At 71.5% G+C, this 22,858-nt stretch carries 25 protein-coding genes and 1 riboswitch; of the genes, 12 read left to right on the top strand and 13 right to left on the bottom strand.

Going from position 1 to position 22,858, the window contains the following annotated elements:
* Positions 1-96: 96 nt before the first annotated feature.
* Together ACIQPR_RS38835 and ACIQPR_RS38830 are read left to right on the top strand one after the other, a co-directional pair.
* Positions 97-1,974 (top strand): phospholipase C, encoded by a 1,878-nt coding sequence (locus ACIQPR_RS38835; RefSeq protein WP_403658659.1) that lies wholly within the window; start codon positions 97-99, stop codon positions 1,972-1,974.
* Positions 1,975-2,178: 204 nt separating this feature from the next.
* Complete coding sequence (locus ACIQPR_RS38830) at positions 2,179-2,898, top strand: lysophospholipid acyltransferase family protein (RefSeq protein ID WP_403658656.1); 720 nt, start codon at positions 2,179-2,181, stop codon at positions 2,896-2,898.
* 78 nt (positions 2,899-2,976) lie between these two features.
* Here ACIQPR_RS38830 and ACIQPR_RS38825 read toward each other — a convergent pair whose 3' ends face one another.
* From ACIQPR_RS38825 to ACIQPR_RS38790, 8 genes are all read right to left on the bottom strand, one after another.
* Positions 2,977-4,587 carry an alpha/beta hydrolase gene (locus tag ACIQPR_RS38825; protein ID WP_403658654.1) on the bottom strand — a complete coding sequence of 537 codons (1,611 nt, stop codon included), beginning with the start codon at positions 4,585-4,587 and terminating at the stop codon, positions 2,977-2,979.
* Between the two features lie 134 nt (positions 4,588-4,721).
* Positions 4,722-5,480 (bottom strand): urease accessory protein UreD, encoded by a 759-nt coding sequence (locus ACIQPR_RS38820; protein WP_403658929.1) that lies wholly within the window; start codon positions 5,478-5,480, stop codon positions 4,722-4,724.
* Positions 5,477-6,154, bottom strand: coding sequence for an urease accessory protein UreG (ureG, locus tag ACIQPR_RS38815; RefSeq protein ID WP_403658651.1), 678 nt, complete (start codon positions 6,152-6,154; stop codon positions 5,477-5,479). The genes ACIQPR_RS38820 and ureG overlap by 4 nt, the downstream gene beginning before the upstream one ends.
* Before the next feature lie 160 nt (positions 6,155-6,314).
* Complete coding sequence (locus tag ACIQPR_RS38810; protein ID WP_403658648.1) at positions 6,315-6,989, bottom strand: urease accessory protein UreF; 675 nt, start codon at positions 6,987-6,989, stop codon at positions 6,315-6,317.
* Positions 6,989-8,710: an urease subunit alpha gene (locus tag ACIQPR_RS38805; RefSeq protein ID WP_403658645.1), complete on the bottom strand. Its 1,722-nt coding sequence runs from the start codon at positions 8,708-8,710 to the stop codon at positions 6,989-6,991. Before ACIQPR_RS38805 ends, ACIQPR_RS38810 begins: the two co-directional genes overlap by 1 nt.
* Complete coding sequence (locus ACIQPR_RS38800) at positions 8,703-9,014, bottom strand: urease subunit beta (RefSeq protein WP_403658642.1); 312 nt, start codon at positions 9,012-9,014, stop codon at positions 8,703-8,705. The genes ACIQPR_RS38805 and ACIQPR_RS38800 overlap by 8 nt, the downstream gene beginning before the upstream one ends.
* A gap of 9 nt (positions 9,015-9,023) precedes the next feature.
* Complete coding sequence (locus ACIQPR_RS38795) at positions 9,024-9,326, bottom strand: urease subunit gamma (protein ID WP_055535472.1); 303 nt, start codon at positions 9,324-9,326, stop codon at positions 9,024-9,026.
* Positions 9,327-9,542: 216 nt separating this feature from the next.
* Positions 9,543-9,830: a type II toxin-antitoxin system Phd/YefM family antitoxin gene (locus ACIQPR_RS38790; protein ID WP_403658639.1), complete on the bottom strand. Its 288-nt coding sequence runs from the start codon at positions 9,828-9,830 to the stop codon at positions 9,543-9,545.
* Between the two features lie 63 nt (positions 9,831-9,893).
* Here ACIQPR_RS38790 and ACIQPR_RS38785 point away from each other — a divergent pair, with 63 nt between their 5' ends.
* From ACIQPR_RS38785 to ACIQPR_RS38775, 3 genes are all read left to right on the top strand, one after another.
* On the top strand, positions 9,894-10,529 hold the full coding sequence (locus ACIQPR_RS38785) for an ATP-dependent Clp protease proteolytic subunit (protein ID WP_403658636.1): 636 nt from the start codon (positions 9,894-9,896) through the stop codon (positions 10,527-10,529).
* Positions 10,530-10,536: 7 nt separating this feature from the next.
* A complete protein-coding gene (locus ACIQPR_RS38780; RefSeq protein WP_200716610.1) occupies positions 10,537-10,845 on the top strand; it encodes a hypothetical protein in 309 nt (102 codons plus the stop codon).
* A 338-nt stretch (positions 10,846-11,183) separates the two neighbouring features.
* A riboswitch (cyclic di-AMP (ydaO/yuaA leader) is annotated at positions 11,184-11,365 on the top strand.
* Positions 11,366-11,368: 3 nt separating this feature from the next.
* Entirely contained in the window at positions 11,369-11,842 is a 474-nt protein-coding gene (locus ACIQPR_RS38775; protein WP_200716611.1) for a C40 family peptidase, read from the top strand.
* An 85-nt stretch (positions 11,843-11,927) separates the two neighbouring features.
* Here the strand turns inward: ACIQPR_RS38775 and ACIQPR_RS38770 are convergent, their stop codons facing one another.
* Complete coding sequence (locus ACIQPR_RS38770; RefSeq protein WP_403658632.1) at positions 11,928-12,386, bottom strand: ATP-binding protein; 459 nt, start codon at positions 12,384-12,386, stop codon at positions 11,928-11,930.
* Positions 12,387-12,598: 212 nt separating this feature from the next.
* Here ACIQPR_RS38770 and ACIQPR_RS38765 point away from each other — a divergent pair, with 212 nt between their 5' ends.
* Together ACIQPR_RS38765 and ACIQPR_RS38760 are read left to right on the top strand one after the other, a co-directional pair.
* Positions 12,599-13,468: a helix-turn-helix domain-containing protein gene (locus ACIQPR_RS38765; protein WP_403658629.1), complete on the top strand. Its 870-nt coding sequence runs from the start codon at positions 12,599-12,601 to the stop codon at positions 13,466-13,468.
* Between the two features lie 9 nt (positions 13,469-13,477).
* Positions 13,478-13,702: a DUF397 domain-containing protein gene (locus ACIQPR_RS38760; RefSeq protein WP_019070950.1), complete on the top strand. Its 225-nt coding sequence runs from the start codon at positions 13,478-13,480 to the stop codon at positions 13,700-13,702.
* A gap of 42 nt (positions 13,703-13,744) precedes the next feature.
* On the opposite strand, the gene ACIQPR_RS38755 is transcribed toward ACIQPR_RS38760, so the two are convergent.
* Positions 13,745-14,872 carry an 8-amino-7-oxononanoate synthase gene (locus tag ACIQPR_RS38755; RefSeq protein ID WP_403658626.1) on the bottom strand — a complete coding sequence of 376 codons (1,128 nt, stop codon included), beginning with the start codon at positions 14,870-14,872 and terminating at the stop codon, positions 13,745-13,747.
* A gap of 147 nt (positions 14,873-15,019) precedes the next feature.
* On the opposite strand from ACIQPR_RS38755, the gene bioB reads away from it, so the two are divergent.
* Genes bioB through bioD form a run of 3 tightly spaced genes read left to right on the top strand, consistent with a single transcriptional unit; the run spans position 15,020 to position 18,255 of the window.
* Positions 15,020-16,228 carry a biotin synthase BioB gene (bioB, locus tag ACIQPR_RS38750; RefSeq protein ID WP_403658623.1) on the top strand — a complete coding sequence of 403 codons (1,209 nt, stop codon included), beginning with the start codon at positions 15,020-15,022 and terminating at the stop codon, positions 16,226-16,228.
* On the top strand, positions 16,221-17,513 hold the full coding sequence (locus tag ACIQPR_RS38745) for an adenosylmethionine--8-amino-7-oxononanoate transaminase (protein WP_403658620.1): 1,293 nt from the start codon (positions 16,221-16,223) through the stop codon (positions 17,511-17,513). Before bioB ends, ACIQPR_RS38745 begins: the two co-directional genes overlap by 8 nt.
* Before the next feature lies 1 nt (position 17,514).
* Positions 17,515-18,255, top strand: a complete 741-nt coding sequence (bioD, locus tag ACIQPR_RS38740) for a dethiobiotin synthase (protein ID WP_403658617.1) — start codon at positions 17,515-17,517, stop codon at positions 18,253-18,255.
* Here the strand turns inward: bioD and ACIQPR_RS38735 are convergent.
* Positions 18,252-20,525 (bottom strand): LuxR C-terminal-related transcriptional regulator, encoded by a 2,274-nt coding sequence (locus ACIQPR_RS38735; RefSeq protein ID WP_403658926.1) that lies wholly within the window; start codon positions 20,523-20,525, stop codon positions 18,252-18,254. The genes bioD and ACIQPR_RS38735 overlap by 4 nt on opposite strands.
* A gap of 117 nt (positions 20,526-20,642) precedes the next feature.
* Between ACIQPR_RS38735 and ACIQPR_RS38730 the strand changes: the two genes are divergently transcribed.
* Both ACIQPR_RS38730 and ACIQPR_RS38725 read left to right on the top strand, forming a co-directional pair.
* On the top strand, positions 20,643-21,329 hold the full coding sequence (locus ACIQPR_RS38730; RefSeq protein ID WP_403658614.1) for an esterase/lipase family protein: 687 nt from the start codon (positions 20,643-20,645) through the stop codon (positions 21,327-21,329).
* Between the two features lie 89 nt (positions 21,330-21,418).
* Positions 21,419-22,105, top strand: a complete 687-nt coding sequence (locus ACIQPR_RS38725; protein ID WP_403658611.1) for a class I SAM-dependent methyltransferase — start codon at positions 21,419-21,421, stop codon at positions 22,103-22,105.
* Here the strand turns inward: ACIQPR_RS38725 and ACIQPR_RS38720 are convergent, their stop codons facing one another.
* Positions 22,106-22,480 carry a fic family toxin-antitoxin system, toxin component gene (locus ACIQPR_RS38720; RefSeq protein ID WP_359610432.1) on the bottom strand — a complete coding sequence of 125 codons (375 nt, stop codon included), beginning with the start codon at positions 22,478-22,480 and terminating at the stop codon, positions 22,106-22,108.
* 4 nt (positions 22,481-22,484) lie between these two features.
* Entirely contained in the window at positions 22,485-22,724 is a 240-nt protein-coding gene (locus ACIQPR_RS38715) for a hypothetical protein (protein WP_043668432.1), read from the bottom strand.
* Positions 22,725-22,858: the final 134 nt, after the last annotated feature.

Raw genomic sequence — 22,858 nt, 5'->3', positions numbered from 1 at the left:
CCGCCCCGCCGTCACGCTTGCCGAGGCTACGGCCGTAGGCGTCACGGTCATGGGTGGCGTGGCAGTGAGAAGAGTGCTCCCGGAAGGCGAGACAGCATGATCGGCACAGGAAGAATCCCAGGCGCGCGGCGCGGGTTGACCCGTCTGGGCGCCCTGCTCGGCGCGGCGGCGCTGGCCACGGCGGGCGGGGTCGTCCCGGCGGCGGCGAACTCCGGCGGCCACCAGCCCTCCGGCAGCGGCCGTACGGCCACCCCGATCAAGCATGTGGTGGTGCTCTACGACGAGAACATCTCCTTCGACCACTACTTCGCCACCTACCCGCAGGCCGCCAACACCGACGGCACGAAGTTCAAGGCCGCCGCGCACACGCCGAAGGCCGACAACCTGCTCAACGCCGGGCTGCTGAAGAAGAACCCGAACCTCTACACGCCCACCCGGCTGAGCAGTTCGCAGGTGATGACCTGCGACCAGAACCACTCCTACGGCCCCGAGCAGTACGCGGCCGACGGCGGCAAGGCCGACAAGTACGTCGAGAACACCGAGGTCAACAAGTGCACCGGCCTGTTCGGTGAACCCGGCCTGGTGATGGACTACTACGACGGCAACACCGTCACGGGCATGTGGAACTACGCCCAGCAGTTCGCGCTGAACGACCACTCCTTCAGCTCGACCTTCGGTCCCTCCACGCCCGGCGCGCTGAACCTGATCTCCGGTCAGACGCACGGGGTCATATCCGTCGACCCGGCCTCCGGCACCGAGAACCCGAAGCAGACGACGACCCCGGACTCGTACGCCGTGGTCTCCCCGAACGCCAAGGGGGTCGGCACAGTCATCAACGACCCCGACCCGGCCTTCGACGACTGCTCGGACAAGGACCACACCGCGACCAGCGCGCTCGCGGTGATGCAGGGCAAGAACATCGGTGACCTGCTCAACTCCAAGGGCGTCAGCTGGGGTTGGTTCCAGGGCGGCTTCCGGCCGAGCACCGCGTGGGACGGCAAGAGCGGCGACTACGCCAAGTGCGGCGGCACCACCCACACCAATGTCGGCGGCGCGGCCTCCGAGGACTACAGCCCGCACCACTCGCCGTTCGAGTACTACAGGTCGACGTCCAACCCGCACCACCTGGCCCCGAAGTCGGTCGCCGAGATCGGCCACAACGGCCGGGCGAACCACAACTACGACCTGACGGACTTCGACGCGGCGCTGAAGGCCGACAGCCTGCCCGCCGTGAGCTTCCTGAAGGCGGCCGAGTACCAGGACGGGCACGCCGGCTACTCGGACCCGGCCGACGAGCAGAACTTCCTGATCAAGGAGATCAACGCGATCCAGAAGTCGCCCGAGTGGAAGTCGACGGCGGTCGTCATCGCCTACGACGACTCCGACGGCTGGTACGACCACGTGACCTCCAAGGTGCTCAACGGCTCCAAGGACTCCACGGTCGGCTCCAACGGCAAGGCCACCGACAGCCCGGCCTGCCAGTCCGGCCCGGCGGCCAAGGGCGGCTACGCGGACCGCTGCGGCCCCGGCACCCGGCAGCCGCTGCTGGTCATCTCGCCGTACAGCAGGGTGAACACGATCGACCACACGCCCACCGAGCAGGCGTCGATCACCCGGTTCATCGAGGACAACTGGCACACCGGCCGGATCGGTGACGCGTCCTTCGACCAGCGGGCCGGCAGCCTGTCCGGGATGTTCGACTTCAAGCACCCGAACGACAAGCAGGTGCTGCTGAACACGAACGGCTCCGTGCAGTCGGTGCGGCGGATCCCGCACTACTCGCAGACGTCGTCGACGGCCACCACGGCCCCGTACCCGGCGTACATCCAGGACCTGAAGGCGCAGAACGTCGCCGCGGGCGGCACCGCCTCCGACACCCCGGCCATCGCGATCGGCGCGGGCCTGGTCACCGCCGCGGGCATGACCACCGCGTTCGCGCTGCGCCGCCGCAGGGCGCGCCCCGCCTCCGTGTAACTCCGGGCGGAACACGGGCAGTTGATCCGTCCCGAGGGCGGCGAGGAATTCCTCCTCGCCGCCCTCGGCCGTGTCGGCGGCGCGCTGATCGCGAGCGGTTCCACGCGGCGGCGGCTGCCTCTACACTGGCAGCCACGAGATGCCGGGTGACCTGCGAGAACAGATCGGTCGAGCCGACCCGCCGGAGTGAGGAGCGACCCCCCTTTGTTCTACTACCTCTTGAAATACGTCATTCTGGGTCCCTTGCTCAGACTCGTCTTCCGGCCCCGTATCGAGGGCCTCGACCACATACCGGAGTCGGGCCCGGCGATCGTCGCCGGGAACCATCTCTCCTTCTCGGACCACTTCCTGATGCCCGCGGTCCTCAAGCGCCGGATCACCTTCCTGGCCAAGGCCGAGTACTTCACCGGTCCCGGCATCAGGGGCCGTCTCACCGCGACCTTCTTCCGCAGCGCGGGCCAGATCCCGGTCGACCGCTCCGGCAAGGAGGCGGGCCAGGCCGCGATCCGCGAGGGCCTCGGCGTCCTCGGCAAGGGCGAGCTGCTCGGCATCTACCCGGAGGGCACCCGCTCGCACGACGGCCGCCTCTACAAGGGCAAGGTCGGCGTGGCGTCCATGGCGCTGCGGGCCCGGGTGCCCGTCATCCCCTGCGCGATGATCGGCACCTTCGAGGCGCAGCCGCCCGGCAAGGTCATCCCGAACGTCCACCCGGTGACCATCCGCTTCGGCGAGCCCCTCGACTTCTCCCGCTACGAGGGCATGGAGAACGAGAAGGCCATCCTGCGCGCGGTCACCGACGAGATCATGTACGCGATCCTGATGCTCTCCGAGCAGGAGTACGTCGACCAGTACGCGGCCGTCGTCAAGGCGGAACAGGCGGCTGCCGCGAAGGAACGCAAGTTCCCGCGCCTGCCGCTGAGTTGAGGGCCCGCAGGCACAGGACATGACGAGGGGCGGCCGGTTCAGAACCGGCCGCCCCAAGTCATCCACTGCTGCTGCCGGTTACGGCACCGGCGTCGCGTGCGGGGTGCACGTCACGTCGGACTTGTCCAGCTGCCCGGTCAACAGGTAGGTGTCGACACGGGAGTTGATGCACGGGTTGACCAGACCGGTCACACCGTGGGAGCCCGCGTCCTTCTCGGTGATCAGGCGGGAGCCCTTGAAGCGCTGGTGCAGTACGACGGCACCCTCGTACGGTGTCGCCGCGTCACGCTGCGACTGCACGATGAGCACCGGCGGCAGGCCCTTGCCGGTCCGTACCTCGACCGGGGACTGCTGCTTGACCGGCCAGGTGGCGCAGGGCAGGTTCATCCAGGCGTTGGACCAGGTCAGGAACGGGTACTTCTTGTTGAGCTCCGTGTTGTCCTTGTCCCACTTCGCCCAGCTGGTCGGCCACTTGGCGTCGGTGCACTCGACGGCCGTGTAGACGGCGTTGCCGTTCTCCGAGGTGATGTTGCCCGCGGTGTCCGACATGTCGGGGGAGGCCGCGTCGATCAGCGGCTGGGGGTCACCGGCGAAGTACTTGCTGAACGCGGTGGCGACCGGCACCCACGAGGAGTCGTAGTACGGGGCGCCCTGGAAGAAGCCGAGCAGTTCGGCCGGGCCGACGACCCCGCCGAGCGGGCTCTTCTTGGCGGTGGCCCGCAGCTGGAGCCACTTGGCCTGTACGGCGGCGCGCGTGGTGCCCAGGTGGAAGGCCGCGTCGTTCTTCGCGACCCAGTCCTCCCAGTCCTTCCAGCGGCCCTCGAAGGCGACGTCCTGGCCGAGGTTGGCCTCGTACCAGATGTTGTCGCGCGCCGGGTTGACGACGCTGTCGACGATCATGCGGCGGACGTGCGACGGGAACAGGGTGCCGTAGACCGCGCCGAGGTAGGTGCCGTAGGAGACGCCCAGGTAGTTGAGCTTCTTCTCGCCGAGGGCGGCGCGGATGACGTCGAGGTCGCGCGCGGTGTTCGGCGTGGTCATCTGCGCGAGCATGGTGCGGCCGGTGCGCGCGGCGCAGCCGTCCGCGTACTCACGGGCCAGCTTGCGCTGGGCGTTCTTGTCGGCGGTGGAGTCCGGTACCGGGTCCGCCTTGGGCGCCTTCACGAACTCCTGCGGGTCGATGCAGGAGATGGGCGCCGAGTGGCCGACACCGCGCGGGTCGAAGCCCACGAAGTCGTACGCCTTGGACGTGTTGACCCACAGCGGGTTCTTGTTGACGATCCGCAGCGGGAAGCGCATGCCGGAGCCGCCGGGTCCGCCGGGGTTGTAGACGAGCGCGCCCTGGCGCTCCGCCGCGGTGCCGGTGCTCACCACACGGTCGACGGCGAGCTTGATCTTCTTGCCGTTGGGCTTGGTGTAGTCGATCGGCACGGTCACCCAGCCGCACTGGACCGGCTTCGCGAAGCCCCAGTCGGCGGGGCAGTCCTGCCAGTCGATCCCGGCCTTGGCGGCGCGGGCGGCGGCGAGCGCGGCGCCCTGGGCCGCCGCACGGTCCTGCCCGTGACCCGCGGTCTGGTTGGTCTGGGCGGTGGCCGTGGGTGCCACCACGGCGCCGGCTATCAGAGCCGCCGCGGCGAACCCGGCCGAGCCGAACGCGGTGACGCGGCTCCTCGGTCTGATGAACCTCAAGTGGGCCCCTCCCCGTACATAGTTGCGAAATGGTCTCGGGGGATCCTCCCGGCTGTGAGGTGTCTGAGGACAGAGGCGGTTGACCTTCTTTACCAATCCGATAAGCGGAAACCGGCGTACCGCTCAGCGGATACTCACCGGAGCGAGACCAATGCCTCGTCCAGCACGCGCCGCAACCGCAGCCCGTCCGCCGCGACCGCCGTCACCAGCACCGCGGGCCCGGCCAGCGGCGCCAGCGTCGCACACTCCCCCAGCATCCGCGCCGCAGGCGGCTCCTGGGTGAACTCCGGCCGTACGAGGATGAGTTGACCCACCGCGCGCTGCCCCGCGAGGACGGCGGGCCCGTCCCAGCCGCCGGGCGCTCCGGGACCGCAGGCCAACTCCTGGTCCAGCACGGTGCGTCCGTCGATCCGCAGCGTAAGACGGCTGGTGAGCCGCCCGGGTTCCTCCCCCACCCGTCCGAGCACCTGCTCCTCGCGCAGCACGAGCCGGGCGGAGCCGGCGAGGTCGACCCGGGTGGTGACCCGCAGATCGCTTCCGCACACGGAGATCAACTGCTCGGGCAGCCAATCCAGTTCACCCCCCTCGCCGACGCTGAGCCGCACGCCGTACCGCGACTCGCCCTTTGTCTGGCCGGGCAGCGCGATGGTGGCGGCGGCCGACCCGACCCGCAACCGCGCCCCGCGCTCCACCTCGGCCTCGACGGCGAAGTGGTCCCCGCCGAGCGGCCCGCTCATCGCCCCGACGAGCATCACCCGGGCCTCGGAGCCGGACGCACGGGTCCGGCGCAGCGCGAGCGGCCCGTCCCCCTCCAGCACGGGCAGTTCGGTGCCACCACGCCCGTCGGCCCGGGCCACGATCCTCGCGGTGGCCCGGACGCCGGTCGCGATCACGCGGTCCACGCGGCGAGTTGCGCCCGCACCCAGGCGGCTACGTCGGCGACCCCGGTCTCGGTCCGCAACGACTGGAGGACGACGGGCAGTTCGGCCCGCTGAGCCTTGGCGTCGGCAGCCATCCGCCCCAGATCGGAGCCCACATAGGGCGCGAGGTCGGTCTTGTTGACGACGAGCAGATCAGCGGTGGTCACGCCGGGCCCGCCCTTGCGCGGGATGTCGTCCCCGCCGGCGACGTCGATGACGAAGATCTGCGCGTCGACGAGCCCCTTGGAGAAGGTGGCGGTGAGGTTGTCCCCACCGGACTCGACCAGGATCAGGTCCAGCGGGCCGACCTCGTCCTCCAGATCCTCGACCGCTTCCAGGTTGGCGGAGATGTCGTCCCTGATCGCGGTGTGCGGGCAGGCCCCCGTCTCCACGGCGGCGATCCGCTCGGGCGGCAACACGGCCTCCCGCAACAGGAATTCGGCGTCCTCGCGGGTGTAGATGTCGTTCGTGACGACGGCGAGGGAGAGCTCCTCGCGCAGGGCCCGGCAGAGCGCGGCGACGGTGGCGGTCTTGCCGGACCCGACAGGCCCGCCGAGGCCGATCCGCAGGGCCCGCCGGCTGCCGTCGGAGCGACGGGCGTCGGCGCCGACGGCGGCGGGGCCGTCGTGGGTGTGGTCGAGGTGCATGAGAGCGGCTCCTTACGTATGTCTACTGTGCTGATGGATCCGGCGCCTTTTCATCCGGGCCTGTGTCTCTCAGCCCGTCCGGCGTTTGAGGACGAGGCCCCTTCAGGGCCGACCGGGGGTCCGGGGGCGGAGCCCCCGGCAACGGCGCGTACACCACCGGTCAGGACGCGAACAACCGCACAGCCCGAGCCGCATGCGCCTCCGCCCCGATCTCCAGCAACGGCGCCGAGCAGCACGGCAGTTCACCGACCCCGCCGGACACCGCCCGCCGCCCCGCCTCCACCGCCCGGTCCACGACGAGGTCCACCTCCGGCGCCAGCCGCGCCAGTACCGCCGTGGCGTCGAACGGATCAAGACTGAGCAACCGCACCGTCGCGGACGCGGGCCCGCTCACACTCTCGTAGGCCGCGCAGTACGCGGCGTCCTCAGCCCCCAGACCGGCCGCCCGGGCCACCAGCCCCAGTACCACCGGCTGATGCGCCCCCTTCGGGAACTCCCGCGCCAGGGCGTCGAGTTCACCGGAGGGCCAGGTGGCCCGCGCGGCCCGCGTCAACTGCCGCCCGAGCTTGCGCGCGGCGGCCCGCAGGGCGGGCGAGGGCGTCCGCGCGTCCGCCGCCGCGTCCAACTCCACCGGGTCGAGACCGAGTACGGCCGCCGCGGCCAGCGAGGCGGACACCAGACCGGCGGTGTGCAGCCGCCCCCGGCAGAACTCCCCGAGGCTCGCCGCCCCGGTGACCCGTCCGGCCCTGACGGCCGCCTCCGCCCCGCCGGAGTGCGCGTGCCCGCCCGCGGGGAAGCGCCCGTCGGCGAGGACCAGCAATGCTCCCCTGGACATCAGAAGAGGAAGTACCGCTGGGCCATGGGCAGTTCGGCCGCCGGAGTGGCCTCCACCAGCTCGCCGTCGATGTGCACGGCGAAGCTGTCGGGGTCCACCCGTACCCGCGGCCGGGCGTCGTTCTCCCGCATGTCCGCCTTGGTCACCCCACGCGTGGACTCGATGGCCACGAACTTCTTGCCGAGGTCGAGCCGGTCGGGCAGCCCGTCCTCGATCGCCAACGGGGCGACGAAGTTGAAGGAGTTGGCGGCCGGTGCCCGTCCGATCGCGCCGAACATCGGGCGCGGCAGGATCGGCTGCGGAGTCGGGATGGACGCGTTCGCGTCGCCCATCTGCGCGTAGGCGATCTGCCCGCCCTTGATGACGAGATGCGGTTTGACGCCGAAGAACGCCGGTTCCCACAGCACGAGGTCGGCGAGCTTGCCGGTCTCGACCGAGCCGACCTCGCGGGCGAGGCCCTGCGCGAGGGCGGGGTTGATCGTGTACTTGGCGACATAGCGCCGTACGCGATGGTTGTCCGCGCGGCCGTCGCCCGGCAGGGCGCCGCGCCGCCGCTTCATCACGTGGGCCGTCTGCCAGGTCCGCAGGATCACCTCGCCCACCCGGCCCATGGCCTGGGCGTCGGAGGAGATGATCGAGATGGCGCCGAGGTCGTGCAGGATGTCCTCCGCGCCGATGGTGGAGGGGCGGATGCGGGACTCGGCGAAGGCCAGGTCCTCGGGGACGGCCGGGTTGAGGTGGTGGCAGACCATCAGCATGTCGAGGTGTTCCTCGGCGGTGTTGACGGTGTAGGGCCGGGTCGGGTTGGTGGAGCTGGGCAGCACGTGCGGCTCGGAGACCACGGTCATGATGTCGGGCGCGTGCCCGCCGCCCGCGCCCTCGGTGTGGTAGGCGTGGATGCCGCGTCCGGCGATGGCGGCGAGGGTGTCGCCGACGAACCCGGCCTCGTTCAACGTGTCGGTGTGGATGGCGACCTGGACGCCCGTGCGGTCGGCGACGGTGAGCGAGGCGTCGATGACGGCGGGGGTCGAGCCCCAGTCCTCGTGCAGCTTCAGTCCGAGTGCTCCCCCTCGGATCTGGGACAGCATCGCCTCGTGCGAGACGGTGTTGCCCTTGCCGAGGAAGCCGATGTTGAGCGGGTACTGCTCCATCGCGGCCATCATCCGGGCGAGGTGCCAGGGTCCGGGGGTGACGGTGGTCGCCTTGGAGCCCTCGGCCGGTCCGGTGCCGCCGCCGACCAGCGTGGTCACCCCGGCGGACAGCGCCTCGTCGGCGATCTGCGGGCAGATGAAGTGGACGTGCGCGTCGACGGCGCCGGCCGTGAGGATGCGTCCGTTGCCGGCGATGATCTCGGTCTCGGGGCCGATCACCAGGTCGGGGTGGACGCCGTCCATGGTGTCGGGGTTGCCGGCCTTGCCGATGCCGGTGATCCGGCCGTCGCGGATGCCGACGTCGGCCTTGACGATGCCCCAGTGGTCGATGATCACGGCACCGGTGACGACGGTGTCGGGAGTGCCCTCGGCGCGCGTGGCACGGGCCTGGCCCATCGACTCGCGGATGACCTTGCCGCCGCCGAACACGGCCTCGTCACCGGCGAGTCCGGGACCGCCGGAGCGGTCCTCCTCGATCTCGATGAGGAGGTCGGTGTCGGCGAGCCGGACGCGGTCGCCGGTGGTCGGTCCGAACAGGTCGGCGTAGGCGGCGCGGGAGATCTCAGGCATCGAGGGCACCTCCGGTCTCCCCGCGCAGTCCGGGTACGACACGGGCGCCGGCCAGCGGGACGAGCTCGACGTCGACGGGGATCCCCGGCTCGAAGCGCACGGCCGTTCCGGCGGCGACGTTGAGCCGCTTGCCGCGCGCGGCGGCGCGGTCGAATTCGAGCCCCGGGTTGGCCTCGGCGAAGTGGTAGTGGGAGCCGACCTGGACGGGTCGGTCGGCGGCGTTGAGGACGGTCATCGCGGTGACCTCGCGGCCCGCGTTGTAGACGATCGGGTCGTCCGCGAACAGGATCTCGCCGGGAATCATCGAGGCCTCCTACACGATCGGGTCGTGGACGGTGACGAGCTTGGTGCCGTCCGGGAAGGTCGCCTCGACCTGTACGTCGTGGATCATCTCGGGGATGCCCTCCATGACGTCCTCCCTGGTGAGCAGCTTGCGCCCGGAGGACATCAGCTCGGCGACGGTACGGCCGTCGCGGGCGCCTTCGAGGATGTGCGACGTGATGAGGGCGACCGCCTCGGGGTGGTTGAGCCTCAGACCACGGGCGCGGCGCTTCTCGGCCACGTCGGCCGCCACATGGATCAGCAGCCTCTCTTGCTCGTGCGGGGTCAGTTGCACGCTCCCACCTCACAGTCCTCGCTCCGGACCGTGCGGGGTCCGGTTGCCGCAGCCCCCGGTCGACATCGCTGGTGGCGTGGATCGGCAGGCTAGTTGGACCGGGTTTCAAGCAAGTTAACCGAGCTGTGATCAGGACAATCGGATCTACGCCCGTAGAGCCGGCCGCCGATCTGTCGACTTCTCGATCTGTCGCCCTGTCTCCCTGTTGCCTCGCGGCTAGGAGGGGTTCGGCCCCCGGTGCTCCGCCGCGATGCCGAAGCGCCGGTGTTCGCGGGGAGCGGACGCGACCTCGCGGACCTGCGAGACGGAGCTGATCACCTGTTCGTCGGCGTTCGCGGCCAGCTTGTCGAGTTCGTCGAGCCGCTCCAGGTCGGCGGCGGAGACGAGCGCGACCAGGGGCTTGCCGTGCCGGGTCACGACGACGCGCTCACCGCCGTACACCACCCGGTTGATCAGGTCGGCGAGCTCAGCCCTGGCTTGCGTCACCGGAATCTCGTAGGCCATAGCCCCATCATAACGTCATGTACGTCCTGTACATTTCTTACAGATGCCGAAGGAGGGGTACCCATGACCCGACCGTTCGCCCGCCACGTCCTGCCCGAATTCACCGAGCGCACCAGTTCCGGGCACCGGACGCTCGACCCGTACTCGAAGCTGCTGGAGGAGCGGATCGTCTTCCTCGGGACACCGATCGACGACATCGCGGCGAACGATGTGATGGCCCAGTTCATGCACCTGGAGTACCTGGCACCGGACCGGGACATCTCGCTGTACATCAACTCGCCCGGTGGCTCCTTCACCGCGATGTCGGCGATCTACGACACGCTGCGGTACGTCACCTGCGACGTGGAGACGGTCTGCCTCGGCCGGGCCGGCACCAGCGCGGCGGTGCTGCTGGCGGCGGGCACCCCGGGCAAGCGGGCGACGCTGCCGGGCGCGCGGATGGAACTGCGTCAGCCCTCGCTGCCCGAGCCGATCCACGGACAGACGAGTGATCTCGCCATCCAGGCCGAGGAGTTGGCGCGCACCCGGTCCCAACTGGAGGCCGTGCTCGCGCTGCACACGGGCCGGACGGCGGAGCAGGTCGGCGCGGACATCGAGCGGGACCTGCTCATGGACGCCCGACAAGCCCTGGAATACGGGCTGGTGGACCGGATCGTGGCGACCCGCAAGACCTCGTTCACCGAGCCGGGCGGGGAGTGAGCCGCGAATGCTGCCGCCGGAGCTGCCGCCGCTGCCCGCGCTGACGCGTGCCGAGGGCGAGTTGATCGACCGTTATCTGGACGTGGCCGACCTGCTGGGCCGGATCAACCCGGCGCACCACGGGGACACCTATCGCGGACTGCGGGCCGCCCAGGCGCTGGTGGCCAAGGCCACCGAGCTGCGGGACGCGCTGGCGCTGATGCACCAGCGGGGCGAGACCGAACTGCACGCGCCCACCCTCGCGCGGGCGCTGCGCGTGCTGGACGGCGAGCGCCGCACGGCCCGCGTCACCATCCCCGCGCCCTCCGACAGTTGACGGACCCGCGGCCGTCCAAAGCGGGGTCGAAACGGGCCGAACGGCGTACCCCCGATCGGTGGAGTCGCCGCTCCGCCCATGCGGCCGTCCGGCCTGCGCACCACGCGTAGGCGGAGGGCGGGGCGAGGTGTTCCGGTGCTGGTCCGAGGGCTGCGCGCCCTCGACACGCCTTCGAACACCGCTGCGTTCACCCGAACGGGTGGGTGGTGAGTAACCCCACAAATCCCCGATTCCGTTGGGCTTTTCGGACATTCATAGGTGAAGATCCCTGTCTGACGACAAGACCCCGCCGCAGCGGCGGGGCGATCCGGGCGGACGCCGAGTCCTGCCGCCGCCCGGATGACAGGTCGACAGGATTGCATCGGCAGGAGTGGAGGACCCAAGCACGACGGGTCGCCGGGACGGTCACGCCATGACCGGGTCGAGCAGCCCTTGGGGTGAAGCCGCGAGTGTGCGGCCGGGCAACTTCGCCAGCCCGAATCCGACAGGTCATCCTTCACAGGCGGCTGACGAAGGGTTGCGCATGACTGCGCTCAATCGTGTCCCGTCGCTGATGGTCCGGGCCGGTACGGCTTCGGCCTTCGCCATCGCCGCCGTGGGCGGTTCCGTCGTGATCCCCGGTGTCGCCTCCGACGCCGCGGCGGCGACACCCGCGACGAAGGCACTCCAGGTCGCGGCGTCCAAGAAGGGCGCCCCGTACAGGTACGGGGCCACCGGACCGGGCCGCTTCGACTGCTCCGGGCTCACGCTGTACTCGTACAAGAAGGCGGGCAAGAAGCTGCCCCGTACGGCGGCCCAGCAGTACAACAAGACCCACCACATCTCGGCCGGGAGCCGCAAGGCCGGGGATCTGGTCTTCTTCCACTCGGGCTCCAGCGTCTACCACGTCGGCATCTACGCCGGCGGCGGGAAGATCTGGCATGCCCCGAAGACCGGGGACGTGGTGCGGTTGCAGAAGATCTGGACCAAGAGCGTCTGGTACGGCCGGGTCAGCTGACCCGCGTCGAAAACTCCCGAGGGGGTGGCGGTCTCCTGACGGACCGCCACCCCCTCGGGTGTACCGGCGCACTCAACACCTCGTGCTACGGCTCCTGTTGGCCCGCCGCGGTGACCGGCCGGGCCGGGACCGTCCAGGGCACTTCGATGGAGACCGTCTTGCCGCCCTCCAGGGTGGGCCTGACCCTGAGCCTGCCGCCGCACTCCGCGGTCAGCCAGCGGATGATGACCATGCCCCGGCCGTTGTCCTGCTGGACGGCGGCCGGCAGGCGTTTCGGGAAGCGGGGATGGCTGTCGGTGACGCCGATGCGCAGCTGTTCGTCCCGCTCCAGCTCGATGTCCACCGTGAAGGTGGGCGACTGTCCGAAGGTGTGCTGCACGGCGTTGGTGGCCAGTTCGGACACGATGAGGCGGATGGTGTCGGCGACCTCCGTGTCCGCCGGCAGTCCCCATTCCACGAGGGTCCCGACCACGTAGGAGCGGGCGGTGGAGACCGAGGCGGGATCGCTCGGCAGAGTGACGGATGCTTCCAGATGGTCTGCCATGGCGCGGTCGTCCCTTTCCCGCGGGACCGGTGTCCGACACGGAGCGGATGGTTCGAGTACGGTCCCGGACTGGTGCTTCTTCGCCAGACTGCCATTACCGCGTCGCCAACGGTGCCGATCCACCAAGATATGCATATATCTGTCGCTCAAAGCGGTGAACTCTGCGAACCCAGACTCTATTTGGGCGGCTCGGAAGGAGTAAGGAGAAACCCATGCAGTACGGTCCCGCGGTGCGCCGCCGGAAACTGGGCGCCGAACTCCGCGCGCTGCGTGCGGACGCGGGGCTCACCAGCGGTGAGGCGGCCCGGCTGGTCGGCTGGCACCAGTCGAAGGTGAGCCGCATCGAGACCGGCGCGAGTGGCGTGAAACCGCCGGACGTCCGCTTACTCCTGGACGCCTACCAGGTCGGCGACACGCACCTGCGGGACATGCTGCTCGTACTGGCGGGCTCCGAGGACGGGGGCGGTCGGCACCACTGGTGGCACGCCTACCGCGGGGTGCTGCCGCCCGCCTACCGGGACTTCATCAGCCTGGAGTCACAGGCCAGCACGATCCGCACCCTGGAGACCTCGGTGGTCCCCGGACTGCTCCAGACCCCCGAGTACGCGCGGGCGGTGACCCGGGCCGCCGTGGGCGGCCTCGACGACGAGGGGCCGGAGCGGCTCGACGCGCTGGTGCAGGTGCGGCTGGCCCGGCAGGACATCCTGCGGGCGGATCCGCCGCTGGAGCTGAGCGTGGTCCTCGACGAGGCGGTGGTACGCCGGGAGGTCGGCGGGCCGGGTGTGATGGCACGCCAGCTGACACGGCTCGCGGAGGCGGCCCGGCTGCCCCAAGTCAGGCTTCAGATCTTGCCGTTCGCCGCAGGAGCACACATCGGCATCACCGGGCCTTTCGTTATCTTCTCCTTTCCGAGCACTTCCGATCTGGACGTGGTTGTTCTCGACCACTTGACGAGTAGCCTCTACCTCGAACGGAAAGAAGACCTAGAGGCCTACAGCGAGGCCTTCAACACCCTTCAGTTCCACGCCCTTTCGCCCGAGGACTCGTTGGACTACATCGCCGGGATAGGTGACGGCGCGTAAGGAGGCACCATGTCTGCACTGCCTCGGAACGTACCTTCCAGTACCGATCTGTCCGGCGTGCGGTGGCTGCGCAGCAGCTACAGCACGGGAGCCAACAACTGCGTCGAGGCGGCCCGCCCGCACTCAGGCCCCCGCGCGGGGCTGCTCGCCGTACGCGACTCCAAGGACCCGCAGGGACCCGCTCTGCTCTTCTCCCCCGAGAGCTGGACGGGATTCCTCGGCGCCTTCCACTGACCGGTTCCCCCCGTCAGCGACGCACGACCGTGTCACGCCGACTCATGGTCGCGTCTCGCCGATCACACGTACAGCGCGTTCGATCTCGGCCCCGGAGAGGTCCGCTCGGGCGGTCAGCCTGAGCCGTGAGATGCCGTCGGGCACGGAAGGAGGACGGAAGCAGCCCACGGCCAGCCCTGCCGTACGGCAGTCGGCCGCCCATTGCACGGCCGCCTCCGGGGACGGTGCCCGCACCGACACCACCGCGGCGTCCGGACGTACCGCTTCCAGACCCGCGGCGGTGAACCGTGCGTGCAGTTCACTCGCCACGGCGCGCGCCCGGGCGGCCCGCTCGGGCTCGCGCCGCAGCAGGGTGAGCGCCGCCAGCGCCGCCCCCGCGGCGGCCGGCGCCAGGCCGGTGTCGAAGATGAACGTCCGTGCCGCGTTGACCAGATGGTCGATCACCCGGGCCGGACCGAGCACGGCCCCGCCCTGACTGCCCAGCGACTTGGACAGGGTGACCGTCACGACCACGTCCTCGGCCCCCGCGAGCCCCGCCGCGTACGGCACCCCGCGCCCGCCCTCGCCCAGCACCCCGAGCCCGTGCGCGTCGTCGAGCAGCAGCCCCGCCCCGAACTCCCGGCCCGCCTCGGCGAGCGCCTCGACCGGAGCCGCGTCCCCGTCCACCGAGAACACCGAGTCGGAGACGACCACGGCCGGCCCGTCGTGCGTCCGCAGCGCCTTGCGCACCCCCTCCGGGTCCCCGTGTCCTACGACCTGGGTGGCGCCCCGGGCCAGCCGGCAGCCGTCGATCAGGGAGGCGTGGTTGCCCGCGTCGGAGACGATCAGCGAACCGTGCGGCGCGAGCGTGGTGACCGCGGCGAGGTTGGCCGCGTAGCCGGAGGAGAAGACGAGGGCCGCCTCGAAGCCGGTGAACTCGGCCAGTTCGCGCTCCAGCCGCGTGTGCAGCTCGGTCGTACCGGTGACGAGCCGCGACCCGGTTGCCCCGCCGCCCCAGGTCCGGGCCGCCGCCGCGGCCCCCTCGACGACCTCGGGGTGGTGGGCGAGCCCCAGGTAGTCGTTGCTCGCGAGATCGAGGAGCGGGGAGTCGGCGGGGCGCGGGCGCAGGGTCCGTACGAGCCCGGCGCGGCGGCGCAGCTCCGCCTGGTCGTCGATCCAGCCGAACGCCATGGTTCCTCCGGGGCTTTTGTAGGCAGTGCACAGACACTAATCGGACGACCGGTCGCCCATGGTGTGGTGATACCCACACCCCCAGGGCCATGTCTTGTGCAATCTCTCCTTGGCCGCGAGCGGTCCCGTAGGACAGGATCGGGCCTCATGGACCTGCTGAACACGCTCGTGGACAAGGGGCTTCGGCGCGAGCTGCCGACCCGCGCCGAAGCACTCGCCGTCCTCGCCACCTCCGACGACGACCTGCTGGACGTCGTGGCCGCGGCCGGAAAGGTGCGGCGGCACTGGTTCGGGCGACGGGTGAAGCTCAACTACCTCGTCAACCTCAAGTCCGGCCTGTGCCCCGAGGACTGCTCGTACTGCTCGCAGCGGCTCGGCTCCAAGGCCGACATCCTGAAGTACACCTGGCTGAAACCCGACGACGCCTCGAAGGCCGCGGCGGCCGGGGTGGCGGGTGGCGCCAAGCGGGTCTGCCTGGTGGCCTCCGGCCGGGGCCCGACCGACCGGGACGTGGACCGGGTCGCGGGCACCATCAAGGCGATCAAGGACCAGAACGAGGGCGTCGAGGTGTGCGCCTGCCTCGGCCTGCTCTCCGACGGCCAGGCCGACCGGCTGCGCGAGGCGGGCGCGGACGCCTACAACCACAACCTGAACACCTCCGAGTCGACGTACGGCGACATCACGACCACGCACACCTACGCCGACCGCGTCGACACCGTGCAGAAGGCGCACGCGGCGGGCCTCTCCGCCTGCTCCGGCCTGATCGCCGGGATGGGTGAGAGCGACGAGGACCTGGTCGACGTCGTTTTCTCGCTGCGCGACCTGGACCCGGACTCGGTGCCGGTGAACTTCCTGATCCCGATGGAGGGCACCCCGCTCGAAACGGAGTGGCACCTCACCCCGCAGCGGTGTCTGCGCATCCTCGCGATGGTGCGGTTCGTGTGCCCGGACGTCGAGGTGCGTATCGCGGGCGGGCGTGAGGTGCATCTGCGCACGATGCAGCCGCTGGCCCTGAACCTCGCCAACTCGATCTTCCTCGGCGACTACCTGACGTCCGAGGGCCAGGCCGGTCACGCCGACCTGGAGATGATCGCGGACGCCGGTTTCGAGGTGGAGGGCGCGGGCGAGGTGACGCTGCCGCAGCACCGGGCGACGGTGGCGGCGGGCGGCTGCGGGTCGCACGAGGACGCCGGGTGCGGCGGGGGCTGCGGCGGCCACGAGGGCGCCGGAGTCTGCGGTTCCGCACCCGCCGCCGCGCCTACGGCCACCCCCGCGCCGCAGGTCGACGAGGTGCGCCGCGACCTGGTCTCCGTACGCCGTCGAGGTGCCGGAACGGACATCGCGCCCAATGCCTGACCCGACCGGCCGCCTGCCCGTCCCGGAGCTGCTGGAACTGGACCGGCGGCACGTCTGGCACCCCTACGGCCCGATGCCGGGCCGGGCCGACCCGCTCGTCGTGGAGTCGGCGAGCGGGGTGCGGCTCCGACTGGCGGGCGGCGGCGGGGAGTTGGTCGACGGGATGTCGTCCTGGTGGTCGGCGATCCACGGCTACAACCACCCCGTGCTCAACGAGGCCGCGCGCGAGCAGCTCGGCCGGATGAGCCACGTGATGTTCGGCGGTCTCACGCACGAGCCCGCCGTACGCCTGGCGAAGCTCCTTGTCGACATGTCTCCCGAGGGCCTGGAGCATGTCTTCCTCGCCGACTCGGGCTCGGTGTCGGTCGAGGTCGCGGTGAAGATGTGCCTCCAGTACTGGCGCTCGCTCGGCCGCCCCGCGAAACAGCGCCTGCTGACCTGGCGCGGCGGCTACCACGGGGACACCTGGCAGCCGATGTCGGTGTGCGACCCCGAGGGCGGGATGCACGAACTGTGGTCGGGCGTGCTCCCGCGCCAGGTGTTCGCGGACGCGCCTCCGGCCGCCTACGAGGAGTCGTACGCCGAGCATCTGCGCGAGCTGATCGGGCGGCACGCGCACGAACTGGCCGCGGTGATCGTGGAGCCGGTGGTGCAGGGCGCGGGCGGGATGCGGTTCCACTCCCCCGCGTATCTGCGGGTGCTGCGCGAGGCGTGCGACGCGCACGACGTGCTGCTGGTGTTCGACGAGATCGCGACGGGTTTCGGCCGCACCGGCGCGCTGTTCGCGGCGGAGCACGCGGCCGTGACGCCGGACGTGATGTGCGTGGGCAAGGCGCTGACCGGCGGCTATATGACGATGGCGGCGAGCCTGTGCACGTCTCGGGTGGCCGAGGGCATCTCACGGGGCGAGGTGCCGGTCCTGGCCCACGGCCCGACCTTCATGGGCAATCCGCTCGCGGCGGCCGTGGCCTGCGCGTCGATCGAACTCCTGCTGGGGCAGGACTGGTCGGCGGAGGTCAAGCGCGTCGAGTCGGGCCTGCGGGAGGGCCTGGCCCCGGCCGCGGGGCTCCCCGGCGTCCGGGACGTCCGCGTCCTCGGCGCCATCGGCGTGGTCCAGCTCGACCACGACGTCGACATGAAGGCGGCCACGGAAGCGGCCGTCCGCGAGGGCGTGTGGCTGCGGCCGTTCCGCGACCTCGTCTACACGATGCCGCCGTACGTCACGGGCGACGCCGACCTGGCGCGGATCGCCCGCGCGGTGTGTGCGGCGGCACGGGAGGGATGACATGCCGGTACTGGTGATCACGGGCACGGGCACGGAGGTCGGCAAGACGGTCACGACGGCCGCGGTGGCCGCCGCGGCCCTGGCGGCCGGCCGCACGGTGGCCGTCCTGAAGCCCGCGCAGACGGGGTTGCGGCCGGACGAGCGCGGCGACGCCGACGAGGTCGCGCGGCTCGCGGGCGGGGTCACGACGGCCGAACTGGCCCGCTACCCCGAGCCGTTGGCACCGGCGACCGCGGCCCGCAGGGCCGCCATGACGCCGGTCCACCCGCACGAAGTGGCGGAAGCGGCGCAGAAGTTGGCCACCGAGCACGATCTCGTGCTGGTCGAGGGCGCGGGCGGGCTGCTCGTCCGCTTCGACGCGGAGGGCGGCACGCTGGCGGACGTGGCCCGGCTGCTGGGCGCACCGGTCCTGGTCGTGGCGTCGGCGGGCCTGGGCACCTTGAACACGGCGGAACTGACGGCCCGTGAACTCCGTTCCCAGGGCCTCGATCCGCTGGGCGTGGTCATCGGCAGCTGGCCCACCACGCCTGATCTCGCCTCGCGTTGCAATGTGGCCGACCTGCCGGAGGTGTCCGGTGCGCCCCTGCTGGGCGCGCTGCCGGAGGGGGCCGGGGCGTGGTCCCCCGCCGACTTCCGTGCCGCCGCGCCGAGTTGGGTGGCGGGGCGGCTCGACGGGGTGTGGGACGCGGAGGCGTTCCGGGAGCGGGAGGCGGCGCCCGCGCGGGACGCCGAACCGGCCTAGGACGCCTCCCCTTCCGCCAGCAGCCGCACGAGTTCGATGCGGGAGCGGATGCCCAACCGGCTGAAGACGCCGCGCAGATGGTGGTCGATGGTGCGGGGGCTGAGGGCGAGGCGGACGGCGATCTCGCGGTTGGTGGCGCCGTCCGCCGCCATCCGGGCGACCATGAGTTGCTGGGCGGTCAGGTGGGCGGCTGCCGTGGGCAGGGCGGTCGCGGCCACCGGGGTGCCGAGGGCGCGGAGTTCGTCGCGGGCCTGGGCCGCGCAGTGCGGGGCGCCGAAGGACTCGAAGGCCTCCAGCGCGGTGTGCAGGTGGTCGCGGGCCTCGGTGCGCCGGCGCAGTCGGCGCAGGGCGCCGCCGAACAGCAGCTCGGTACGGGCCCGTTCGAAGTCGCGGGTGCCGTGCGCGTGCAGGTCGAGGGCGGTGCGGTAGTGCTCGACCGCCTCGGCGCCGGGGGCGAGCAGGGCGCGGCAGCGGGCGCTGAGGGCGAGGTCGTCGGCGCTGCGTACGGCCCGCGCCCAGCGGTCGTAGTCGGCGTGCGCGGCGCGGGCGATGCGGGTGTCGCCGCTGCGGGCAGCGGCTTCGACGTAGTGCGGGGTGGCCAGGTGCCGGATCGCGCGGTGGCCGTGGCCCGGGCCGAACCCGGCGAGCGCGCGCAGCCGGGCCGCGGCGGCGGCGAAGCGTCCGCTGCTCAAGTCCAGGTAGGCGAGGGCCCATTGGGCGAGGGCGGCGGGCAGTCCCAGGCCGTGGCAGAGGGCGTACGAGCGGGCGGCGGCGGCCCGTTCGCGGCAGACGTCCTCGTCCCCGGTGAGTGCCGCGAACATGGCGAGGGCGGCTTGGAGATGGCAGGCGCCGTTGTCCTGGCCGGTGGCGTGGGCCTGCCACAGGGCGTCGGCGGTGGCCGTCTCGGCGGCCTTCGGGTGTCCGGTCCAGAACTCGGCGTACGCGCGGAACTCCATCGCCTGCGCCACGATCACGGTCGCGCCGCGTGCCCGTGCCGAGGCCGCCGCCCGCACGGTGGCGGTGGTGGCGCGGGTGTGGTCGCCGAGCATCAGGGCGGCGATCCCGGCGTGCACGAGAAGGGTGGGGTCACCCCCGGGACCGCAGCGCCCGGCGGCGGCCTTCAGCAGGTCCCGGGCGTCCTCGTACCGTCCCTCGAAGGCGGCGGCCAGTCCCCCGAGCGTTCCGTGCGGCACGATCCCGAGCCGGGAGGCGACCGCCGCCGCCTCCCGGCAGCGTCTCAGGTCCCCGGTGTAGACGGCGGCCTCGGTGGCCCTGGCCAGGAGGTGAACGGCGTGGTCCGGGGCGGGAGTTCGCGGTGTAACGGTCACGCGGCCCCCGGCCGCGGGCGCCTCCCCTTCCTGCTCCCCCTCCCGCTCCCGCCGGGTCGCCGCCTCCTCGGCGCCTCCTCGCGCCACCGCGATCAGCAGCGCGTCGAAGGCCTCCGCCGCGTTGCCCGCCCGCAGGGCGAACACCCCGTTCAGCGCGTCGCTGTCCGTCGCCGCGGCGAGTCTTCGGGCCCGGTCGCCCTCGCCGGACTGCCAGGCGTCTCCGGCGGCGCGGTTGCGGAGGCGGGACTGTTCGCGGGGGTCGCGGGAGAGGGTGGCGGCGCGTTCCGCCAGGGCGCGGGCGAGGGGGTGGTCGCCCGCCGCCCGTGCCTGGTCCGCCGCCGTGCGGAGTTCCGCGGTGAGCCGCACGCTGGGACCGAGCGCACCGGCGCCCCGGTGCCAGGAGCGGCGGGGCGTCTCGCCCCGCGCGCGCAGCACCCGCGCCAGCAGCCGGTGCGCGTCGCGCCGGTCCGCCGGGGACGCGGTCTCGTACGCGGCGATCCTCGTCCACGCGTCACGGAACAGCACCCCGCCCGCCGTCGCCTGCGCGACGCCCGCCGTCTCGGCGGCTTCCAGGGGACGGGTGTCGAGCCGGCCCGCCGCGACGGCGCGCAGGAAGGCGTGGGTGGCCACCGGGTACTGGTCGGCGGCGGCCAGCAGGAGGAGCAGGCGGGTGTCGTCGGGCAGGGAGCGGATCTCCCGGCGGTGCCGGTTGAGCAACTCCGGTGCCAGGGACGCCGGTTCGGTGGGGAGGGGGTCGAGTCCGGCGGCCTGGCGCGGGGTCAGGCGGGCGCGGAGTTCGGCGGCGGCGCGGAGGTCGCCGTGGACCATGCGCAGGAGGCGGACGCGGACGCCCTCGGGGAGCGCGGGGTCGGGTGTGCGCCGCCCGTCGGGGCGCGACGGTGGCCAAGTGCGGTCCAGAGGTGGGGGGTTCACTGGTGTCACCACACAACTGACGTTACTGGCGAGTTAATTCACCCGTAAAGACCGGCGATTTCGCCGATGCGGCGCGCGTAGACCCCGCTGACACTCCTGACAACCCCACCCGTATCAGGAGGCATCATGCAGCGCCACAAGCGTCGCATCGCCGCGGCCCTGTCGGCCGTGACGACCTCGCTCCTTCTGTCACTCTCGCTGGCCTCGACGCCCGCTCACGCGGCGAGCCACGATCCGATCGTCTTCGTGCACGGGCTGAGCAGCGACTCCAGCAGCTGGGACGACTGGATCGCGGACTTCGAGGCGGACGGCTACTCGTCCTCCGAGCTGTACGCGATCTCCTACGACTGGACGAAGTCGAACGTCACGACCGCCTCGACGCTGTCGACGTACATCCAGTCCGTGCTCTCCAAGACCGGCGCCTCGAAGGTCGACCTGGTGGTGCACTCCATGGGTGCGCTGAACAGCCGCTACTACCTCAAGAACCTCGGCGGGACCACGTACGTCGACCACTTCGTGTCGGTCGCCGGGGTCAACCACGGGACGAACATCGCCTCGCTCTGCGGCTGGCTGTACACGTCCTGCAAGGAGATGGAGACCGGGAGTTCCTTCCTCACCGCGCTCAACTCCGGTGACGAGACGCCCGGCAGCGTGTCGTACGCGGCCTACTGGTCGGACTGCGACGAGGCGATCAACCCGGACACCTCGGCCGAGCTGAGCGGCGCGACCAATGTCGACGTCGGGTGCATCTCGCACACCGACATGAACAACGACCACGGCGTCTACGAGCAGGTGCGCGACTTCATCTCCTGACCCGCGCGGCGCGGCAGCGGGGGTGGGCGCGGCCGGCAAGGGGGACAATCCCGGTGGGGACCGGTTCCGGTCCCCACCGGGAGGTCGCCATGCCGCTACGGTCCACCGGCTCCGGCACCGTGCCGAGGGACGCCGTCCACCACCCGCTGTTCGCCCGTCACTACGCCCGTTTCAGCGTGCGCGCCGAGTCGCGGTTCGGCCTCGCCGGGATGCGGGAGAGACTGCTCGCCGGGCTCCACGGGCGGGTGATCGAGATCGGCGCGGGGAACGGCCTGAACTTCGCGCACTATCCGGGCACGGTGTCGGAGGTCGTCGCGATCGAGCCCGAGCGGAGTCTGCGGCGACTGGCCGTGGAGTCCGCGCTCCGCTGCGAGGTGCCCGTCGACGTGGTGCCGGGCGCGGCGGAGCGCCTGCCCGTCAAGAGCGAGGCCTACGACGCCGTCGTGCTCTCGCTGGTGCTGTGCAGCGTGCGCGATGTGCCGCGGGCGCTCGCCGAGGCACGGCGGGTGCTGCGGCCCGGCGGGGTCGTGCGGTTCTTCGAGCACGGCCGGGGCGGCGGACCGGCGATGGTGTTCACCCAGCGCGCGCTGGACCGCACGCTGTGGCCGCCGTTGAACGGTGGCTGCCGTCTGAGCCGTGACCCGGTCGCCGCGTTGCGCGCCGCCGGGTTCGAACTGGGGCCGTACCGGCGGGTGTCGGTCCCGGAGAAGGGGCCCGCGCTGCCGATGTCGTACTGCGTCCTGGGCACGGCCTGGCGGCCGGTCGGGGACGGGTGATCACAGGCTCCACTGGCGCAGTTCGTGCGCGATGTCGTCGACCGAGGCCTCGCCGCTCTTCACCAACCGGGCGAGATCGCGGACCTGTTCGGGCGAGGTGATGACCTTCAGGCCGCTGGCGACGAGGTACGCGTAGGCGACGGCCGAGGCGAAGAGGGCGTTGGAGCGCTCCAACGCGGGGACGTGGATGAGGAGTTGGAGTAACGCGGCGGCACGGGCGTGCGGGCTGTCGTAGACGGGGACGTCGAATATGTCGGCCTGGTGGCGGGCGACGGCGGCGACCAGCGCGCCCCAGTCGGTGACCTGGGGGTCTCCGGGTGTCTTCTGTTCGGCGAGCATCAGCAGCCAGGCGAGGTCGATCCTGAGGTTGTTCAAGGGATCAGCGGCGACCTTCGCGGGTGCTCTCCCCGTCGGCGCCGAACTCGTCGGCGAAGACGGACTCGTACTGCTTCATGAAGTCGGCGGCGGCCTCGACGAAGGTGTGGCCGACCTCTCCGGTGTCCTGTCTGACCAGCTCTTCTATGTAGCGGTTGACGCTCATGCCACGCGCCAGGGCACGTTCGCGGGCCGCGCGGGCGGTGCCCTCGTCGACGCGCACGTTCAGCTGGGTCTTCGCCATACCAAGACGCTAGCGCCGAATCGCTAGCAGAGGCAAGGGCTCCTCGGCGGGGGCGGCGGCTCCTCCCGTGGGTGGAGAGTGCCCCTTACACCGGTATCCGGGACCCGACCTGGGACGGAGACCGCCTCGGTCGC

This window comes from Streptomyces sp. NPDC091280 (assembly GCF_044768565.1).
Classification (GTDB): Bacteria; Actinomycetota; Actinomycetes; order Streptomycetales; family Streptomycetaceae; genus Streptomyces.
This window is presented reverse-complemented; position numbering and strand designations above follow the sequence as displayed.

Excerpts from the sequence above, each read along its gene's own strand:
- ACIQPR_RS38805 (WP_403658645.1), bottom strand. The coding sequence starts at position 8,710 with ATGCCTGAGATCTCCCGCGCCGCCTACGCCGACCTGTTCGGACCGACC.
- ACIQPR_RS38835 (WP_403658659.1), top strand. The coding sequence starts at position 97 with ATGATCGGCACAGGAAGAATCCCAGGCGCGCGGCGCGGGTTGACCCGT.
- ACIQPR_RS38745 (WP_403658620.1), top strand. The coding sequence starts at position 16,221 with ATGCCTGACCCGACCGGCCGCCTGCCCGTCCCGGAGCTGCTGGAACTG.
- ACIQPR_RS38780 (WP_200716610.1), top strand. The coding sequence starts at position 10,537 with ATGCTGCCGCCGGAGCTGCCGCCGCTGCCCGCGCTGACGCGTGCCGAG.
- ACIQPR_RS38730 (WP_403658614.1), top strand. The coding sequence starts at position 20,643 with ATGCAGCGCCACAAGCGTCGCATCGCCGCGGCCCTGTCGGCCGTGACG.
- ACIQPR_RS38765 (WP_403658629.1), top strand. The coding sequence starts at position 12,599 with ATGCAGTACGGTCCCGCGGTGCGCCGCCGGAAACTGGGCGCCGAACTC.
- bioD (WP_403658617.1), top strand. The coding sequence starts at position 17,515 with ATGCCGGTACTGGTGATCACGGGCACGGGCACGGAGGTCGGCAAGACG.
- ACIQPR_RS38775 (WP_200716611.1), top strand. The coding sequence starts at position 11,369 with ATGACTGCGCTCAATCGTGTCCCGTCGCTGATGGTCCGGGCCGGTACG.
- ACIQPR_RS38785 (WP_403658636.1), top strand. The coding sequence starts at position 9,894 with ATGACCCGACCGTTCGCCCGCCACGTCCTGCCCGAATTCACCGAGCGC.
- ACIQPR_RS38725 (WP_403658611.1), top strand. The coding sequence starts at position 21,419 with ATGCCGCTACGGTCCACCGGCTCCGGCACCGTGCCGAGGGACGCCGTC.
- bioB (WP_403658623.1), top strand. The coding sequence starts at position 15,020 with ATGGACCTGCTGAACACGCTCGTGGACAAGGGGCTTCGGCGCGAGCTG.
- ACIQPR_RS38810 (WP_403658648.1), bottom strand. The coding sequence starts at position 6,989 with ATGTCCAGGGGAGCATTGCTGGTCCTCGCCGACGGGCGCTTCCCCGCG.
- ACIQPR_RS38790 (WP_403658639.1), bottom strand. The coding sequence starts at position 9,830 with ATGGCCTACGAGATTCCGGTGACGCAAGCCAGGGCTGAGCTCGCCGAC.
- ACIQPR_RS38755 (WP_403658626.1), bottom strand. The coding sequence starts at position 14,872 with ATGGCGTTCGGCTGGATCGACGACCAGGCGGAGCTGCGCCGCCGCGCC.
- ACIQPR_RS38760 (WP_019070950.1), top strand. The coding sequence starts at position 13,478 with ATGTCTGCACTGCCTCGGAACGTACCTTCCAGTACCGATCTGTCCGGC.
- ACIQPR_RS38800 (WP_403658642.1), bottom strand. The coding sequence starts at position 9,014 with ATGATTCCCGGCGAGATCCTGTTCGCGGACGACCCGATCGTCTACAAC.
- ACIQPR_RS38715 (WP_043668432.1), bottom strand. The coding sequence starts at position 22,724 with ATGGCGAAGACCCAGCTGAACGTGCGCGTCGACGAGGGCACCGCCCGC.
- ureG (WP_403658651.1), bottom strand. The coding sequence starts at position 6,154 with ATGCACCTCGACCACACCCACGACGGCCCCGCCGCCGTCGGCGCCGAC.
- ACIQPR_RS38770 (WP_403658632.1), bottom strand. The coding sequence starts at position 12,386 with ATGGCAGACCATCTGGAAGCATCCGTCACTCTGCCGAGCGATCCCGCC.